Origin of the sequence: Flavobacterium album (assembly GCF_003096035.1) — a bacterium.
Classification (GTDB): domain Bacteria; phylum Bacteroidota; class Bacteroidia; order Flavobacteriales; family Flavobacteriaceae; genus Flavobacterium; species Flavobacterium album.
In genome coordinates this window covers 132,775-149,517 of sequence record NZ_CP029186.1, presented here as the reverse complement: position 1 = coordinate 149,517, position 16,743 = coordinate 132,775, and the positions used below count along the sequence as shown (strand labels likewise).

The following is a 16,743-nucleotide window of genomic DNA, read 5'->3' as shown; positions in this document are numbered from 1 at the left end:
ATTTGCCGCAGTTGCTAAGGAAAATATAAATAATTTCATGTCCTCACGCAACGGATGTAACTTAGTATTTTGGACTCAAACAATTAACACTTAATAAAATCATTATGAAAAAACTGAATTTGCTTTTAGCGGGGATTATATTTTCGGGCATTGCGGTTTCATGCTCTGACGATGATAGTGCGGCAGCCTCGGTGAATGCCAGCCCTACAGCGGTAATTAATAATATGAAGTCGGGGACCTGGAGGATTACCAGCTTTATTGATGACGGTAATGATGAAACGAACCATTTTACAAACTTCAACTTTACCTTTGACGAAAATAACGTAATTACAGCTACAAACGGCACCAGTACCTTCAACGGGCTGTGGACTGTAACCAACGATGACAGCAGCGATGACGACAACAGCAGCGACAGCGATATCGATTTTAATATCGTTTTTTCAAGCCCTGATATGTTTACCGACCTGACAGACGACTGGGATATTATGGAACGCAGCGGCATAAGGATAAAGCTCAGGGATGTAAGCGGTGGCAACGGCGGTACGGATTATCTGGTATTTGAGAAGAATTAAAAAGTTTTGGCTTATAGTAATGAAGCTACGGGTTATGCTCGTGGCTTTTTTTTATGCCATACCGCAAAATTAAATCCATACATTCGCATATATATTTTTAAGGATGATACTATATACAGAAAAATTGGTGCGTGGCGATTTTAGCAATATTAGCTTCTTTGCGGGTAATGAAGCCTTTTATTCCATGGGATTTGATGTTATTCAAGTTGAAAGTTTAGATGCCCTGCAAATATTAGAAAGTAATGTTTTTCTGGGAAGTATAGAATTCATACAATCTGCAATAAAGAAAATGGGCTTTGAAGTCCCTGAGCACAACGACTATCCAAAATCACTGTCAAAATATTACGGAAGGAAAATAAGTGAGTCCACCATTAATACTATAGCAAATGACCCTCAGTTATGGAATGTTTTCGTGAAACCGAAAGGACGCTTGAAAAAGTTTACCGGGAGGTATGTGAAAAACACTTACGACCTTATCGGCTGCGGGGAACAGGGTACGGATATAAATGTCTGGGTGTCTGAGCCTGTAGAATTTGTCAGCGAATGGAGGGTATTTGTGCGTTATGGGAAAATACTGGGTGTAAAGCATTATAAAGGCGATTGGCATCATCACTATGATCCTATAGTCATTGAGGATGCTGTTCGGGATTATGAGAATGCCCCGGCTGGCTACGCGATAGATTTTGGACGCACAGCAGACGGTAGGTTTCTTGTTGTTGAAGTTAATGAAGGGTATTCCATAGGCAGCTATGGCCTGTTTTATATCGACTATGCCAAGCTGATTTCTGCACGATGGGCAGAAATAACGCAGCAAGTTGATCTATGTAATTTTTAATGGGCTAAGTCCCATCTATTAATCATCACTTAAAATTCTTCAAAAAGTCCTCCTTATACGTAGGTGATATCTCTACTTCCGCGCCGTCTTCCAATGTGATATAACCACCCTTGTTGTAGCGTTTTACGAAATTAAGGTTGACCATATGCGATTTATGTACCCTTAAAAAGGGTAGTGGCAGCATATCTGAGAAGTGCTTCAGGAAGCGGCAGGCCATTTTTTTGGTGCCGTTGGTGAGGTAGAGGTCGGTAAAGTTGCCGTTTCCCTTCAGGCGTACGATCTCTTCCATTTTTACGATCTCAAAGCCGTCCATGGTGGGGAGTATAACCTGCTGCTTTTCGGGCTTGGGCTCCCTGAAGTTCTCCACGATCACCTTATTCCGGTTGAACATCTCTTTATTCATTACCTCCTGCTGTACCTTGTTCACGGCAACTATAAGTTCCTCGATACTGATGGGCTTCAGCAGGTAATAGGCGGCGCTCCTGTTCAGTGCTTTTAGCGAATATTCGGAAAAAGCAGTTACAAATATCGTTTCGAACGTAAGGTCGCTGCACGCTTCAAGTACGTCAAAAGCATTACCGAAAGGCATTTCCACATCAAGGAATACCAGTTGCGGTTCAAGCTCATGCAGGAGCGGCACTGCTTCGCGGCTGTTCTGCGCTTCGCCAACAATCTCTACCTGTGGGCAGTATTTGGTGAGGTAACTGCGCAGCACTTCGCGTGCGCCGGATTCATCTTCTACAATTACACTTCTTATTTTGGAAAAACTCATAGCCTGTTTATTATTGGGAATGTGATACGGACAACCGTACCGGTTTCGGGAGCCTCTTTCTCAGTCATCGAAAAGGCTATTTTTGTTTTATACAATTCATTTATCAGTGTCATGCGCTCGGTTGTATTGGTCAGCCCCCGGGAGGTATGCGCTTTTTGGTTATGCGTTTTCAGTTCCTGGCTTTTGGTTGGCCCTATACCGTCATCATCCACCAGGATCACCATGTTTTTTCCTTCGAGCAGGAAGCTGAGCTTAAGCAGCCCTTTAGTTTCCTTATAGCGCAACCCGTGCCAGATGGCGTTTTCCAGGTGCGGCTGTACGATCATGTTGGGCACCCACAGCGATTCAGGATCCAGCTTTTCATCCACGGTTATCCGGAAATCGAATTTATCTTTAAAGCGAAGGTGCTCCAGTTCGAGGTACTGCGTGAGGTTCTCTATCTCGTTGCCCAAAGTTACAAAATCCTTGTTGGAATTTTCCATGGTATTCCGCATCAGGGTGGAATAGGAGGTAAGGTATTTATTAGCCTGGAGCTCATTGTTCTGGGCGATGAACTGGTTGACGCTGTTGAGGCTGTTGAACAAAAAGTGCGGGTTCATTTCGCGCCGTAATGACTGCAGGGCGATCTCTTTGTTCTTTGTTTTGATAGAATACAGGGTTTTCACGATAAGCCCAAACAGCAGCAGCAGCAATACCATCGACCCAAGCAGGAAATAATTAAAAGTGTTTTTTCGGGTAATGAGCTCATCTTTAAAAATCTTTTCCGTTTCGAGACCGCGTATCCTTTCTTCGGTTACCCTGAATGTTTTGGCATCGGTGAGGGAACTGTCAGACAGTATGATGCGGTCGAGGTTGTTCAGGAACTCTTCATACAGTGCTGTGGCGGCTTCATTTTCTCCTGCCGACTTGTAATAATTGGCAAGCTGGGCAAGGCTTTCCTTTGCCTCAAAGGTCTTCCCGTCCGAAACCGCTATTTTATACGATTCTTTTAATGAGGTTACTGCATTTTCGGTATCGCCCATTTCAAAATATACGTTGGCAAGGTAACGAAGCTGTATAATTTCGGTATCGGTGTCTTTTATCTTTCGGGCTATGGCCAATAGCTGGTTTATGACAGGAACGGCTTCATCAAAACGTTTTGAAGCAATGTGTAGTTTCGCGATCTCTCCATATACTTTAATCGCCTTAGCGGGGATACCTGTAGCATAAGGGAGCGCCAGTTGGTATTTCTCAAGGGCATTTATGCTATCGGTGCTCTTAAGGTCCAGTTGGGCCTGCTGGATGTAAGCATTGGCAACTTCCCTTTTTTTACCCTGTTTTTTAAGAAGGACGATGTTTTCGTCCAGGTATTTGTTTTCAGCCTCCGTATTGCCGCGTTTTTTCAGGCGGTTATAATCATTGGAATTCAGTTTTTCAGAGATCTTATCAACAGATTCTTCTTTTGCTGTTTTAAAATTCTGTGTAGCGGCACGCAGTTTATTTTGGGATTCCTGCAGTATGGCAATATTGCGTATCACCCGGGGCCTTCCCGTCACATCTTTTGCATTCGTATATATTTCCAGCGCTTTAAGCAGGTATTCCTCAGCCTTGGCGGGGTCGTCTTTATCTACAAGCTCCTGGGCCAATAGCTCGTAGTTATGGGCAATCTTTGAATCGTCGTTTTCAATGAGCGACTTTTCAAGATTGGACACAGCATTTTTTATAGGGGGGGCTGTCCCTTGTTTTTGGGGCTGGGCAGCCTGTGAGTGCACCACAACCGGGAAGAGCAGCACACCAAAAAACAGTAGTAAGGAAGCGGGAAAACGCATTTTATTAGTATTGATACTGTAAAGTAAATCATTTTTACATGGTTTTCCAATTGCTTTACCAAGTGAAAAGCGCGTTTCACCCGTTCTGTAAAAAAGGGACGTATAAACGATATACATTTGTATCAGATAATTAAGTATCTAATTACAAATCTAAAATAATAACATTATGAAAAAAGTGATCGTATTGAGCGCAGTTCTATTTGCTGCTACTCTTAGCCTAACAAGCTGTGGAAAAAAAGAAGAGTCTAAAGAAGTTGAAACTGAAACTGTAGCTGAGCCTCAAACTGAAACTGAAGCTGCTACTGAAACTCCTGATTCAGTTAAAGTTGAAACTACTACAACTGTAGAGAAAGATACAATGAAAAAATAATCTTTCCGAAGATATTTTAAAACCGCCTTACGCAAGTCTGGCGGTTTTTTTTATGCATTCATTTTACTGCCGTCACTTTTATTCCGGCGCTACATCACCTTTTGGATATTAACAGGGCGGCTATCCGGCAGTCGATTTTTTTACTATCTGAAAGGTTTTCTGTATCGTCTTTTGCCATTATGGCCTTCCTTACCCGAACCCATAACATACGCTGTCAATCCATAAAACATCGACATAAAAAGATGTCTGTCGGCGCGGTGATTCCATATTACCAGTTTTGATATTATTGACGATAATTATTCTACGTAATATTTATATTATTAATTAAATTAATTTTCAATTGTTAAATTTTAAATATTTTTTTAACAGGAATATAATTATTAAAAAAATATAAATTATGTCCTAACCTAGGATGTCTGTTTGTTGGAATTTGTCAGATATTTACCAATGAAACAAACACATCCACCAACTAATGAGAGCAATATTAACCAATAAATCAAAAGTTTTACAGCGTGTAGAATTTGATAAAGTAAGCGAAATATTATCTGATAATTATTTATTTAATAAATATGAGAATAAGTACATTCCTGAATATTTCTGCTGGACTTATAATATTGCAAACAGCAGTTTTAAGTTCATAGGTAATCCGAGAAGCTTTTCAATTTTATGCTGCTACACGCCTTCACAATTCCTTAAAAAAATAAAGGCTTGTTTCCGTTCGCAATTTACAGATGCCGCTAAGGGCTTTCATTCCATGCTGACAACCGGCATTATTTTGACAGAGGGAATTTATTTGTCGGTCGTGGTCCCGATACTGTTTTCAGATAATAAATTCTGGCTTTGCAAAATCACTGTAATTCCTGTTTTCAGGAACAGGGAGCTTTCAGAATTTGTACTGATAGTCATACCAGTCAAACAATATATAAATTCCAATATAACCTTTTCAATAATTGAAAACGGCATTCATAATCCTGTACTTACCAGCAATTTAAAAAAGTACATCAATCCCCCTGATATAAAACTAACCAAAAAGCAGCAGTTTGTCCTTTCGGCATCTCATAAAGGCCTTTCGGCATCAGAAATCGCAGGGCAGCTCGGTGTTGTAGTTGACTCTGTTTACAAAATAAACAGGAGGCTGATGGAGAAAATATCTGATTTTTTTGAGCTGACCTTTAAAGATGCAAAGGAAGCAGGCGAATATTATTATAACTCCTTCATCTGACACACTTACATACCGGATTCGACAACGATAATTCGCGTTAACCGCCAGTGCAGAATCAAATAAAATGACCGGGCAGATAGCAATTGCTATTCCGCCGGGGAGAATATTGCCTTACCATTAAACTTTAATAATTACTAATATGAATTTAAAAATCAAATCCTTTTTTGCCTGGGTGCTTATTTCTTTCTCCGGGCTGGCTTATGCCCAATTTGATGATGAGGGCCCGGACCCGCCGCCCCCAGGCGACGAACCTCCTGCTCCTATTGACGGTTACCAGGTGTACTTAGTTATACTCGGATTATTACTGGCTTACTACTTTTTAAAAAGGGGAGGCCTCTTTCAGGGAACATTAGCTAAACCAGATACTATTTCATGAAGAGACTTACTTTAAAAAAAGACATTTGCAGGATAGGTTCGGTATTCTTTTTAGTACTGGCTAATGCTGCGAATTATGCACAGGTACAGAACAACGGGCACCTGTATATAGCACAGAACGCATCGCTGTATGTTGCATCGGGAGCTTATAACTTTGGGGCAAATCCCGCAACAACGGCTACATTTAAAAGCAATAGCTCATATGGTAAGCTTTTATTTGCTTCAGGTGCGTTTGTTACCGGTGCATCAAATAACCATTACACCGACGGATATGCCGCATATAATGGTAGCGATGATTTCCTCTTTCCGGTAGGGGACGCAGGCATGTATGCCCCGGTACAGGTTACAGCCGGAAGCGCAGGGACTACAGATGCAGCCTATTACCATGCTGATCCCGCAACCATCGGTACATCCCGAAGCGATGAGCTGGTAGCACTGTCATCATCCGAATTCTGGGATGTGAAAGGCCTCTCCACCGGTGCCTCGGTAACCCTTACATGGCGTACGGCCAGTGCAATAGCTGCCCTTACCGATAATGAACTCAACAATCTTGTTGTGGCCGGATTTAACAGTACCACTTCAAAATGGGAAGTTTTGTCTTCATTTGCCGATTATATGTCTGTTTTGGGGAACGTAAGTACTTTCTCTATAGGTTCTGCAATGGCCGGCAATGTAGACCTTACTGTGTACCGTTATTTTACCTTCGGTGCCATAGAAGATGGCTGCGCGCCGCTTGTGGCTTCTATAGGTTTTGCTAAAACATGGGACGGTTCTTCGTGGTCGCCTTCGGCCCCTACACTTCAGGATCCAGTAGTTATCAATGGGCCTTATAGCGGAAACCTTAGCTGTAATTCACTTGAACTGAATGCCAATATTACGCTTTTAGACGGGGAGTACCTGGAAATTGTACACGGATGTACAGGCACAGGCCAGGTTATTATGGCGGGAGAAGCTTCAGTCGTGCAGCGCAGCACTACCGCTACGGCGCCAAAAATAACCCTGACAAAAACCACAAGGCCAAAGCGCCGTTTCGATTATGTGTACTGGGGCACGCCAATAGCTGAAGATTTTTATAGCCAGTTAGCAAATGCTATAGCCCAGGGACAGTCGACAGCGGGGGCTTTCGACCAGAAATATAAGTATGTTACGGGCGCAGGCGGCGGATGGCAGGCACTTACCGCTATAACAAATGGTAAAGGCTTCATTACCCGCGTAAAGCAGCAGGCACCTTTTACAGACGCTGTTGCACAGGCTGAAATTAACCTTCCGATAACAGGTGTGGCGAATAATGGCGATGTAACTGTTACTGTTGCCAACAACCCTGCTTCGCCAAACGGGGGTACCAGCTACGAATTGCTTGCCAACCCATACCCAAGCGCTATTGATGCTGCTAAATTTCTTCGCGCCAATACATCATTGGACGGTACGCTTTATTTTTGGACAGCTGCCTCATCCAACAATGGCTCGGCAAATTATGCACAGGCAGATTATGCAGTGTGGAACCTTGCGGGCACAGTAGTTACCTCTCCGTCTTCGCAACTGCCTACAGGAAAAATAGCCTCTGCGCAGGGATTTAGGGTAAAAGCGCTGGGGAACGGAACAGTAACCTATACCAACTGTATGCGTATTACTAACGGTAATGATAATTTTTTCAGGATGAGCGCTGAAGATGCACAGGATCGGGACAGGTTCAAACTTACCATGACCGCGGCTAACGGCGTGTTCAGCCAGATACAGATAGGCTATTTTGAGGAAGCTACGATGGGTTATGACAGGCTTTATGATGCCGGCCGTAATAGTGTAAGCACATCGCAATTGTACAGCTTTATTGATACACAAAAGCTATCTATCAATACGCGCCCTGCTTTTGAGATTACCGATGTAGTGCCTCTTGGTGTATCTAAAGGAACCGAAGACGGGGGAGAATTCACTATTTCGATAAGCCAGAAGGAGGGGATATTTAATGAAGGCAATATCATAGTTTACCTGTATGACAGCGCGTATGGCATTTATCATGACCTTTCTGTTCAGCCTTACACATTCTCTGTGACAGATGCTGCCGTAAACGACAGGTTTTTTGTGGTATACCAACAACCGCTTGGGAATGATGATCTGAGCCGTACCGCTGCCATGGCTTATATAAAGAACGGTCAGCTGAGCGTGAAAGCCAATACTGATCTTCAAAGCGTAGCTGTATATGACCTTGCCGGAAGACTGATAGAGCTGTACCACCACCTCGAAGGGACAGAGCTTACAAAGGCTTTCAACCATGAAGAAGCAGTGTACATGGCCAAAATAACACTCTCCAATGGCTCTGTTGCAGGGGCTAAACTTATCAATATAAAATAATTCCAATCCAAACAATTAACCGTAAAACATTCACCATGAATAAAATAAAACTTCTTTTATTATCCGTTTTTGCCCTGACGGCCTATACGGCCTCAGCGCAGGTAAAAGTGGGAGATAACGTTACCGATGTAGATGATAACGCAGTATTCGAAATGGAGAGTACTGCAAAAGGTATGCTACTTCCCCGCATGACATCCGCGCAGCGCGATGCTATTGCCACACCGACTAATAGTATGCTTATTTATAATACTACCGAAAACTGCATTAATATTTATAATACCTCGCAGACGAAATGGAAATCTATATGTGGCGATTCTGCAGACGGAAGCGCCGAGTATGTGACCGATTGTTCGTCTCTCATCGTGTCAGGTACTTATTATACAGGCGTAGAGCTTGACCCTGATGCCAATTATATTACTGTTAATGTGGATGTAACTGAGGTTGGTACCTACGAAATTATGGTTAATTCCGCCGGTATGTATTTTGCCGACTCAGGAACGTTCACCAGCACCGGAACACAAAGCATTAAGCTTGCGGGATCAGGGTTTCCCTTAATATCGGGTGCGAACTTTGCAACTTTTAATTTCGGGTCAACACTATGTTCTACTGTAATCAGTGTGCAGAATGGTGTAGCCGTGGTTTCGGCATGTGGTACAGAAGGCGCGTTAACCGGGAATATTTATGCAAATACAGCCATAGACGCGGGTACGGTATACAAGTCCTATACAGCAGGACCTGCTTATACCGGTGGCAGCGTATATGGTATTACATCGGCTGCTAATAATGGAATAAAGATATCATCGCCTGCCAATGGCACCTTTACATCGTCAGGACAGCCAATAGATTATGTAATTACAGGAACACCTCTGATTCCTCAAAATACTACGCTCAGCTATTCCGTAAACGGATTTGCCTGCTCCTTTATAGTACCCGTGCAGAGCGGCACCGGCCGCGCATCTGCTGTGAACTGTGGCGGGACACTCAACGGGGTGTACCAGCTGGGTACCGTTATGGGCAGTACAAACACCAAAGTGGTAACGCTTACTGTTACTACCCCGGGAACTTTTTACCTGAGGACAAATACTGTTAGCGGCATTTATTTTTCCGGCTCGGCCACTGCCAGCGCGGCGGGCGCATTAAACGTTACGTTAACGGCAAACGGTACACCTACCGATGTGACCACTTCTGCCTATACGGTTTCTGTAAGCAGCAGCGCCACAGCATTCACTAACTGTACTTTTAACGTTACTATAGCTACTCCGGCATCAGTACCGGCATTCAATACCGTAACGTGCGCAGCCCTGAGCAATTCTGCTACTTATATAAAAGCCAATAATGCCGGCGCCTCCGATTATTTTGGAGGTTATAACGACTATGCAAACCAGTACTATGCCCAGGGTACGAAAATATCTAAAGACGGACTTACCCTCGTAGTTGGAGCTCCGTATGAGGACGGCAGCCTTGCAGGAGGAAATATCAATGCCACAAACAACAACAACCTCGCAAACGCCGGCGCGGTATATATTTATACAAGGGCTTCTGCCTCCGCCACCTGGGCATTCCAGGCCAAGCTAAAACCAACACAGCTTGAAGCCAGCGATGTTTTTGGTAATGCCGTAGACATAAGCGCTGACGGAAACACAGTTGTTGTTGGAAGTATGCTGGAAGATGGCAGTGGTTCCGGCATAAATCCTGCTCATAACAATTCGGCTGCAAATTCGGGTGCGGCTTACGTATTTGTAAGGTCGGGAACAACTTGGACACAACAGGCTTATCTTAAGGCGAACGCTGTTACCAAAGCTGCAGACCAGTTTGGTGCATCAGTTTCAATAAGCGGTGATGGAAATACGGTAGCTGTTGGCGCTACTTATGAAGATGGCGGCAATGCCGGTATAAACCCCGTTGAGACAGAAACGAAGTCGGCCTCGGGAGCAGTATATGTTTATAAGAGAAGTGGCAGTACATGGAGTTACAATGCCTGTCTGAAAGCGCATGTTCCTGATGCGGGCGACTGGTTTGGCAATGCTGTAAGCCTTAATTCTGACGGAACAACCCTTGCTGTAGGGGCAATATACGAAGACGGAAGTAATACAGGCATAAATCCTTTGGTTAACAATTCCGCTACTAACGCCGGCGCGGTATATGTGTTTACCAACTCCGGCTCTGCATGGTCGCAACAAGCCTATATAAAAACCACGGGTATAACGGCATCAGACCTCTTCGGTATATCTGTAGACGTTGATAATACCGGTAACAGGCTGGTAGTAGGAGCATCCGGACAGGATAGTAACGGAACAGGTGTCAATTCCGGTGTAAATACAAGTGCCGCCAACTCCGGCGCGGCGTATGTTTATAGCAGGTCAGGTTCCACATGGTCGTCAATAGCAATGTTGAAAGCTTCTAACACAACCTCCGGTGATAGTTTCGGTTTTTCTGTAGCCATTTCCGGCGATGGGAATACTGTATTAGTTGGTGCACAGTTTGAAGATGGTAGTCTGGGCTGTGTAAATGGTGCAGATAATGCATCTGTGACAGATGCTGGTGCGGCATATTCCTTCAATTATGTAGGTTCGTCATGGCAGACTTCTTTTAAATTTAAAATGCCAACTGTGGTAGGGATTAATATATCCGATTTCTTGGGGCACAGCGTGTCTCTGGATAATGCCGGAAATTCTGTAGTGATTGCCGCCAACCGCGAAGATGGCAGCGGAACAGGCATTAATCCCGCAGCAAACAATAGTGCCGCTGATGCGGGATGTGTTATTGTATATACAAAATAAAGATTGATTGGCTCGCTATTTATAATGTTTAGTGTAGTTAATTTAGTTGGGCAGGGGGCTATCTGAAGAGGTAGCCCCTTTTTGTTATGATTATAGATTTCAACAAGAGAATGCTTGCATAAATAAAAAAAACCTGTAAGTGTATCACTTACAGGTTTTTGCTTTTTTCGTAGCGAAGACGGGAGTTGAACCCGTGACCTCAGGGTTATGAATCCTGCGCTCTAACCGACTGAGCTACCTCGCCATTTATTCGGTTGTGCATCCCTTGAATGCGGGTGCAAATATAGAAATTTATTTAATCGTTCCAAATATATTTTTACTAAAAAAAATTATTTCCGAAAAGGCTTTTTTATGAATGTTAAATATTATATATTTCCCGAAATTTACTAAACAAATGGACGAAAAAATAAAATACGAGCTCGAGTTTCCTATAACCTCTTCCCCGCAGCTCCTATACCAATATATCTCTACGCCTTCGGGCCTTTCTGAGTGGTTTGCCGACAATGTGAATTCAAGGGGCGAATTCTTTACATTCATCTGGGACGATTCCGAAGAGAAAGCCAGGATGTCTTCTAAAAAAACAGGTGAAAAAGTAAAGTTCCGGTGGGTAGATGAGGAAAATAACGACAGCGAGTACTATTTTGAGCTCCGTATCCTGGTAGATGAGATAACAAAAGACGTTTCCCTGATGGTGGTCGATTTTGCCGAAGAAGAAGATGTGGCCGAATCCAAGCAGCTTTGGGAGAACCAGGTGTCCGATCTTAAGCATGTTTTAGGTTCCATTTAGGAATTCGATGTAATATAAAGTATATTTGCCCTGAATTTTTCAGGGCTTTTTTTATGATCAACTACAACGGCGCTCTGGTTGCCGACTCCAATATATCCATACACGAAAACAGGGGCTTTCTTTATGGTGATGCTGTTTTCGAGACCCTCAGGGTGCTCGATGGGAAAGTACTTTTCCTTGAAGACCATTATTTCAGGCTTATGGCCTCGCTGCGCATCGTACGCATGGAAATACCGATGCTTTTTACTATGGAATATATGGAAGAGCAGGTACTACGCCTTGTCGCTTCGATAGAAGCCGCTCCCGCACACCGTGCACGCATTTCCTTTTTCAGGAAACCGGGAGGAACATACCTCCCCGTGGATAATAATGTGGAGTTTATTATAACTGCCGCCCCGCTTCAGGAATCGGTCTATTCTTTTGCTGAAGGGACGTATGAAGTCGACCTGTTCCGGGATTATTACGTTTCGAAGCAGTTGCTTTCTACGCTGAAGACCACCAACAAGATGGTACAGATAACAGGAAGCATTTTCGCGCACGAAAACGGGCTGGACAACTGCCTGCTTCTTAATGACGAGAAAAACGTTGCAGAGGCGCTTCAGGGCAATTTGTTTATGCTCACGGGTAATAAACTCGTTACCCCCCCGGTAAGCGATGGCTGCCTTAACGGAATCATGCGTAAACAGGTTTTGGAACTGGCAAAAAAAGTAGAAGGGCTTGAGGTTGCAGAAGCGTCTGTGTCGCCATTTGACCTGCAAAAGGCTGATGAGCTGTTTATTACAAATGTAATAATGGGGATAAGGCCGGTAACAAAATACCGCAAGAAAGAATTCGGCAGTACCGTGGCTTCAGATCTGGTGAAAAGGCTTAACGCAAAAGTGCGCCTGAGTTAGTTCAGCGATGGGTTTTCCGGTGCGTTAGACCAAATAAGATAGTCGCCGCCCAGTTCCATTATTTTTTCCTTCCAGAAGGAGGTGCTCGATTTCCCTATGATCTTGTTTGCATAACTGTTTTCGGTAACGATCCACGAGTTGTCTTCCAGCTCGTCTTCCAGTTGCTGCGCGTCCCATCCGGTATAGCCAAGGAAAAACCGTATGTTGTTTTTCCTGATCATACCTTTATTAATGAGTTCTTTTGTCGATTCAAAATCACCACCCCAGTAAATGCCGTTAGAAATTTCAATGCTGCCCGGTATCAGTTCGGGAATATTATGAATAAAATAAAGATTGTCCTGCTCAACAGGGCCGCCATTATAAATTTTGAAATTTCCCTTTATTTCAGGAATAAGATCCTGGATTGTATAACCCAGGGGTTTGTTCAGGATAAAGCCTATGGAGCCTTCCGAATTATGGTCTGCTAGCAAAAGTACTGACCTGTTGAAAGATAGATCTCCAATGGTCGAAGGTTCTGCTATCAGCAGGTGTCCTTTTTTTGGTTTGTGTGAAATCATCTTTTGCAATTTGAAATAAATTTAACGAAAAAAAGCATACTGGCAAACAAATTCACAAAAAATTAAAGAAAAAGCCTTCCGATTGGAAGGCTTTAATGCTTTTTACGTAATGGTAATTATTTAGAGTTTACATGGCCGTCAAGCTCTGCACCCGGTTTGAATTTAACCACATTTTTAGCAGCAATGCTTATCGACTTACCTGTTTGAGGATTCCTTCCTTCCCTTGCAGCCCTGTTTGATACTGACCAAGATCCGAAACCTACCAATGAAACCCTTCCGCCTTTATTAAGAGCGCCGCTTACATTAGATACAAATGATTCAAGTGCTTTTTTTGCTGCACCTTTAGAGATTCCTGCATCGGCAGCCATTGCGTCAATTAATTCTGATTTGTTCATAATAATGTTATTAATTGTTTGGTTAAAATTAATTTGTTTTTACTCCTGTTCTACAAATTTAGTAGGAAATCCATACCACGCAAGTATTTTGGGTATATTTCAATTTAATTGTTGATAACTTTTCTCAAAATGTTGACAAGAGGGCTTGTTTTATCAAAAATCGCTAAACTATCAGTGTTTATTGGCTATTCAGCCCTTGCTTCTGCCGAAAATGTCATGCCGTTCAAAAACTCTTTTGCATTCATTTTTTTCTTCCCCGGAAACTGGAGGCTTTTAATTTGGATATGGCCATCTTTCACAGCCACGTTAATTTCCTTTTTATAGACCGTGATAGTTGCCGTTTCCATAGTGGTGGTGCCTTTTATAAAGGCTGTTTCATATATCTTAACGTCCCATTCCTTTCCATTATCAAGAAAAGTGCACCACGCGGCAGGGTAGGGGCTCAGTCCGCGAACCAGGTTGTGTATCTCCCCGCCCGGTTTTGTCCAGTCTATTTTGCAGTTCTCCCGATTGAGCTTGTAAGCGGTTTTTACATCGCTATCCATTGGCTGTATCGTGGTTTCGGCTTTTCCACTTGCAATTAAGGTCAGCGTCTTAATGACGGTATCTTTTCCTAAATGCATCAGGCGGTCATGGAGCTCGCCGGCATTTTCATCGGCGCCTATTTCCAGTTCTTCTTTTAATATCATTGCGCCGGTGTCAATCTTTTCGTCGATGAAAAATGTTGTTACCCCGGTGCGGCGCTCCCCGTTGATTATGGCCCAGTTTATAGGTGCCGCACCGCGGTATTGCGGCAGGAGGGAAGCGTGCAGGTTAAAGGTGCCGAATTTTGGCATCTTCCATACCGCTTCCGGCAGCATCCTGAATGCGACCACAACGTTCAGGTTGGCATCAAGGGCTTTCAGTTCCGCAAGGAAACTTTCGTCTTTAAGATTGGTTGGCTGCAGCAGCGTAAGCCCTTTTTCAAGTGCATATTCTTTCACCGCCGAATACTTTACCTTCTGCCCACGTCCGGCAGGTTTGTCGGCAGCGGTAATCACGCCCGCAATATCATAGTTGTGCTGGTAAATAGTATCCAGTATGCCTACGGCAAATTCCGGGGTTCCCATAAAAACAATTCGTAAGCGTTCCATTTACTTCAGTATATATTGGTTATTGGTATTCATTTTTATGCGGTTGCTGTCCAGCAGCAGCTTCAGGGCAAATATGGTTTCATCCGGTGTAAGCTCCAGTTGCTTTTCTATATCGCGCGACCCAAGCGGCTGCGCTTTCAGTATCCCTAATATGGCATTCGCCGAATCCACCGGGCTCTTGGGCTTTCGTTCTTTTGTAATGCAATACGAGCAGATGCCGCAATCCTTGGTTTCTTTTTCATCGAAATACTCCAGGATCAGGCGGCTTTTGCAGGTTGTAGTGTTGGTAATGTAATCAATCACCGATACAAATTGCTCCACCTTTATCCCGTTCTGTTTTTCAAGGAATTTTGCCACACGGTTGATGGTCAGCTCATCCTCGCGTATCTCATTAAAGGTAATGCTGCTGTCGCTCCCCGAGCTTTTGTAAGAAACGATCTCTTTCTGTTGAAGCCGTTGCAGCATCTTCAGCAATTCATCTTCTGTAGCTTTTGCCTTTTTGGTAATGAGGCTGCTGTTGATGGATGTTTCCATATCAAAAATCCCCGGATAGTTGCGCAGGATAGCCAGCAGCAACTCCTCATCGGCAGGATTCATGCTGATGTAGCGCATCACTTCCTTACTTGGCATTAGGAATTGCAGGCTTATTTTTTCCGAAAAATGCTTGGACAATGTGAGTATCCCCTGCCTGTCCAAAAACTGCAAGGCATTGTAGGCCTTGGTAACCGGAAGGTCGTACCGTTTGCAAAAATCATTAAAGTTGAAGGCAAAGGTTTCGTCAATGCCTTCGCCATAGGCTATCTGCAAATAGCTGTTCAGCCTTTGGTAGGTTTCCTTCAGGAAATTCCGGTCGGGCAATACTGCAATAAACTGGCTTTGCGCCGATTTTATATCCGAGGGGCTGACAAGCAATACGGCAAACGACTTTTTTCCGTCACGTCCCGCACGTCCTGCTTCCTGGTAATAATTTTCAAGGTTTTCCGGCAGCTGTATATGGATAACGGTGCGCACGTTCGGCTTGTCGATACCCATCCCAAAGGCGTTGGTAGCTACGATAACCTGCGCTTTTTCCTTTATCCAAAGTTCCATGTTAGCCTCTTTCTCTTTTTCTTTCAGGCCGCCATGGTAATAAGTGGCTTTAAATCCCAGCGACTGCAATTGCTGCGAAACATCATGGCAGGCCTTGCGGTTACGCACGTATATTATGGAAGGCTCCGGGTTTTTAGTCAGTATCTGGCGGATGCGGTGCAGCTTGTCTTCAGTTTCAAAAACCATGTAGGCAATATTTTCCCTTACAAACGATTTTTTGAAAACCACTGGACGTTTCAGCCCTAATTGCACAATAATATCTTCCTCAACCCTTTTTGTCGCCGAAGCTGTAAGGGCAAGAAAAGGAACGTCGGGAAGCTGTTTTCGCAGGTTGATTATCTTGAGGTACGCAGGACGGAAATCGTGCCCCCATTGCGATACGCAGTGCGCCTCATCTACCGCCACAAGATTAATGGGCAGCTGTTTTATGCGCTCGATAACCCAGTCCGATTCGAGGCGTTCCGGTGAAAGGTACAGGAATTTATAATTACCGAATTTACAGTTATCCAGAAGGTCGCTCAGCTCATCCGAAGCAATGCCGCCGGTAAGCGCGATTGCCCTGATGCCGCGTTTGGCCAGGTTTTGCACCTGGTCTTTCATCAATGCGATGAGCGGGGAAATCACAAGGCATAGGCCATCCTTCATCATGGCAGGCACCTGGAAGCACACCGACTTGCCACCGCCCGTAGGCATGAGCGCAAAAGTATCCCTGCCCTCAAGAACCGTTTGGATGATTTTATCCTGCGGGTCCCTGAAGGTATCGTGCTGCCAGTATTTTTTCAGGATCTCGAGTGCCTGCACCAGTA

Annotated in this window: 15 protein-coding genes and 1 tRNA gene; 9 read left to right on the top strand and 7 right to left on the bottom strand. The window is 43.9% G+C overall.

Going from position 1 to position 16,743, the window contains the following annotated elements:
- Window positions 1-104 precede the first annotated feature (104 nt).
- Both HYN59_RS00610 and HYN59_RS00605 read left to right on the top strand, forming a co-directional pair.
- Window positions 105-572, top strand: coding sequence for a hypothetical protein (locus HYN59_RS00610; protein WP_108776421.1), 468 nt, complete (start codon window positions 105-107; stop codon window positions 570-572).
- 103 nt (window positions 573-675) lie between these two features.
- Window positions 676-1,407, top strand: coding sequence for an ATP-grasp domain-containing protein (locus tag HYN59_RS00605; RefSeq protein WP_108776420.1), 732 nt, complete (start codon window positions 676-678; stop codon window positions 1,405-1,407).
- 25 nt (window positions 1,408-1,432) lie between these two features.
- Here HYN59_RS00605 and HYN59_RS00600 read toward each other — a convergent pair whose 3' ends face one another.
- Window positions 1,433-2,179: a LytR/AlgR family response regulator transcription factor gene (locus HYN59_RS00600; RefSeq protein ID WP_108776419.1), complete on the bottom strand. Its 747-nt coding sequence runs from the start codon at window positions 2,177-2,179 to the stop codon at window positions 1,433-1,435.
- Window positions 2,176-3,987, bottom strand: coding sequence for a tetratricopeptide repeat-containing sensor histidine kinase (locus HYN59_RS00595; RefSeq protein ID WP_108779599.1), 1,812 nt, complete (start codon window positions 3,985-3,987; stop codon window positions 2,176-2,178). The genes HYN59_RS00600 and HYN59_RS00595 overlap by 4 nt, the downstream gene beginning before the upstream one ends.
- A gap of 166 nt (window positions 3,988-4,153) precedes the next feature.
- On the opposite strand from HYN59_RS00595, the gene HYN59_RS00590 reads away from it, so the two are divergent.
- The 5 genes from HYN59_RS00590 (at window position 4,154) to HYN59_RS00570 (ending at window position 11,083) form a co-directional block, all read left to right on the top strand.
- Window positions 4,154-4,357, top strand: coding sequence for a hypothetical protein (locus HYN59_RS00590; protein ID WP_108776418.1), 204 nt, complete (start codon window positions 4,154-4,156; stop codon window positions 4,355-4,357).
- 472 nt (window positions 4,358-4,829) lie between these two features.
- The gene (locus HYN59_RS00585; RefSeq protein WP_108776417.1) at window positions 4,830-5,579 is read left to right on the top strand and encodes a sigma-70 RNA polymerase sigma factor region 4 domain-containing protein; all 750 of its coding nucleotides are present in this window, start codon (window positions 4,830-4,832) and stop codon (window positions 5,577-5,579) included.
- A gap of 139 nt (window positions 5,580-5,718) precedes the next feature.
- Window positions 5,719-5,955: a hypothetical protein gene (locus tag HYN59_RS00580; protein ID WP_108776416.1), complete on the top strand. Its 237-nt coding sequence runs from the start codon at window positions 5,719-5,721 to the stop codon at window positions 5,953-5,955.
- Complete coding sequence (locus HYN59_RS00575; protein WP_108776415.1) at window positions 5,952-8,303, top strand: hypothetical protein; 2,352 nt, start codon at window positions 5,952-5,954, stop codon at window positions 8,301-8,303. The genes HYN59_RS00580 and HYN59_RS00575 overlap by 4 nt, the downstream gene beginning before the upstream one ends.
- A gap of 35 nt (window positions 8,304-8,338) precedes the next feature.
- Window positions 8,339-11,083: a beta strand repeat-containing protein gene (locus HYN59_RS00570; RefSeq protein WP_108776414.1), complete on the top strand. Its 2,745-nt coding sequence runs from the start codon at window positions 8,339-8,341 to the stop codon at window positions 11,081-11,083.
- A 170-nt stretch (window positions 11,084-11,253) separates the two neighbouring features.
- Here the strand turns inward: HYN59_RS00570 and HYN59_RS00565 are convergent.
- Window positions 11,254-11,327: transfer RNA gene (locus tag HYN59_RS00565), tRNA-Met, on the bottom strand.
- Window positions 11,328-11,477: 150 nt separating this feature from the next.
- On the opposite strand from HYN59_RS00565, the gene HYN59_RS00560 reads away from it, so the two are divergent.
- Together HYN59_RS00560 and HYN59_RS00555 are read left to right on the top strand one after the other, a co-directional pair.
- Window positions 11,478-11,870: an START-like domain-containing protein gene (locus tag HYN59_RS00560; protein ID WP_108779598.1), complete on the top strand. Its 393-nt coding sequence runs from the start codon at window positions 11,478-11,480 to the stop codon at window positions 11,868-11,870.
- 53 nt (window positions 11,871-11,923) lie between these two features.
- Window positions 11,924-12,763, top strand: a complete 840-nt coding sequence (locus HYN59_RS00555; RefSeq protein WP_108776413.1) for an aminotransferase class IV — start codon at window positions 11,924-11,926, stop codon at window positions 12,761-12,763.
- Here HYN59_RS00555 and HYN59_RS00550 read toward each other — a convergent pair.
- The 4 genes from HYN59_RS00550 to HYN59_RS00535 all read right to left on the bottom strand — a co-directional run bounded on the left by HYN59_RS00550 (window position 12,760) and on the right by HYN59_RS00535 (window position 16,741).
- Entirely contained in the window at window positions 12,760-13,320 is a 561-nt protein-coding gene (locus HYN59_RS00550) for a YqgE/AlgH family protein (RefSeq protein WP_108776412.1), read from the bottom strand. The genes HYN59_RS00555 and HYN59_RS00550 overlap by 4 nt on opposite strands.
- A gap of 116 nt (window positions 13,321-13,436) precedes the next feature.
- Window positions 13,437-13,715, bottom strand: coding sequence for an HU family DNA-binding protein (locus HYN59_RS00545; RefSeq protein WP_108776411.1), 279 nt, complete (start codon window positions 13,713-13,715; stop codon window positions 13,437-13,439).
- Window positions 13,716-13,900: 185 nt separating this feature from the next.
- A complete protein-coding gene (gene fmt, locus HYN59_RS00540; protein ID WP_108776410.1) occupies window positions 13,901-14,848 on the bottom strand; it encodes a methionyl-tRNA formyltransferase in 948 nt (315 codons plus the stop codon).
- Window positions 14,849-16,741 carry a RecQ family ATP-dependent DNA helicase gene (locus HYN59_RS00535; RefSeq protein WP_108776409.1) on the bottom strand — a complete coding sequence of 631 codons (1,893 nt, stop codon included), beginning with the start codon at window positions 16,739-16,741 and terminating at the stop codon, window positions 14,849-14,851.
- Window positions 16,742-16,743 lie beyond the last annotated feature (2 nt).

Excerpts from the sequence above, each read along its gene's own strand:
- HYN59_RS00575 (WP_108776415.1), top strand. The coding sequence starts at position 5,952 with ATGAAGAGACTTACTTTAAAAAAAGACATTTGCAGGATAGGTTCGGTA.
- HYN59_RS00570 (WP_108776414.1), top strand. The coding sequence starts at position 8,339 with ATGAATAAAATAAAACTTCTTTTATTATCCGTTTTTGCCCTGACGGCC.
- HYN59_RS00560 (WP_108779598.1), top strand. The coding sequence starts at position 11,478 with ATGGACGAAAAAATAAAATACGAGCTCGAGTTTCCTATAACCTCTTCC.
- fmt (WP_108776410.1), bottom strand. The coding sequence starts at position 14,848 with ATGGAACGCTTACGAATTGTTTTTATGGGAACCCCGGAATTTGCCGTA.
- HYN59_RS00595 (WP_108779599.1), bottom strand. The coding sequence starts at position 3,987 with ATGCGTTTTCCCGCTTCCTTACTACTGTTTTTTGGTGTGCTGCTCTTC.
- HYN59_RS00605 (WP_108776420.1), top strand. The coding sequence starts at position 676 with ATGATACTATATACAGAAAAATTGGTGCGTGGCGATTTTAGCAATATT.
- HYN59_RS00610 (WP_108776421.1), top strand. The coding sequence starts at position 105 with ATGAAAAAACTGAATTTGCTTTTAGCGGGGATTATATTTTCGGGCATT.
- HYN59_RS00580 (WP_108776416.1), top strand. The coding sequence starts at position 5,719 with ATGAATTTAAAAATCAAATCCTTTTTTGCCTGGGTGCTTATTTCTTTC.
- HYN59_RS00555 (WP_108776413.1), top strand. The coding sequence starts at position 11,924 with ATGATCAACTACAACGGCGCTCTGGTTGCCGACTCCAATATATCCATA.
- HYN59_RS00545 (WP_108776411.1), bottom strand. The coding sequence starts at position 13,715 with ATGAACAAATCAGAATTAATTGACGCAATGGCTGCCGATGCAGGAATC.
- HYN59_RS00600 (WP_108776419.1), bottom strand. The coding sequence starts at position 2,179 with ATGAGTTTTTCCAAAATAAGAAGTGTAATTGTAGAAGATGAATCCGGC.
- HYN59_RS00590 (WP_108776418.1), top strand. The coding sequence starts at position 4,154 with ATGAAAAAAGTGATCGTATTGAGCGCAGTTCTATTTGCTGCTACTCTT.
- HYN59_RS00550 (WP_108776412.1), bottom strand. The coding sequence starts at position 13,320 with ATGATTTCACACAAACCAAAAAAAGGACACCTGCTGATAGCAGAACCT.
- HYN59_RS00585 (WP_108776417.1), top strand. The coding sequence starts at position 4,830 with ATGAGAGCAATATTAACCAATAAATCAAAAGTTTTACAGCGTGTAGAA.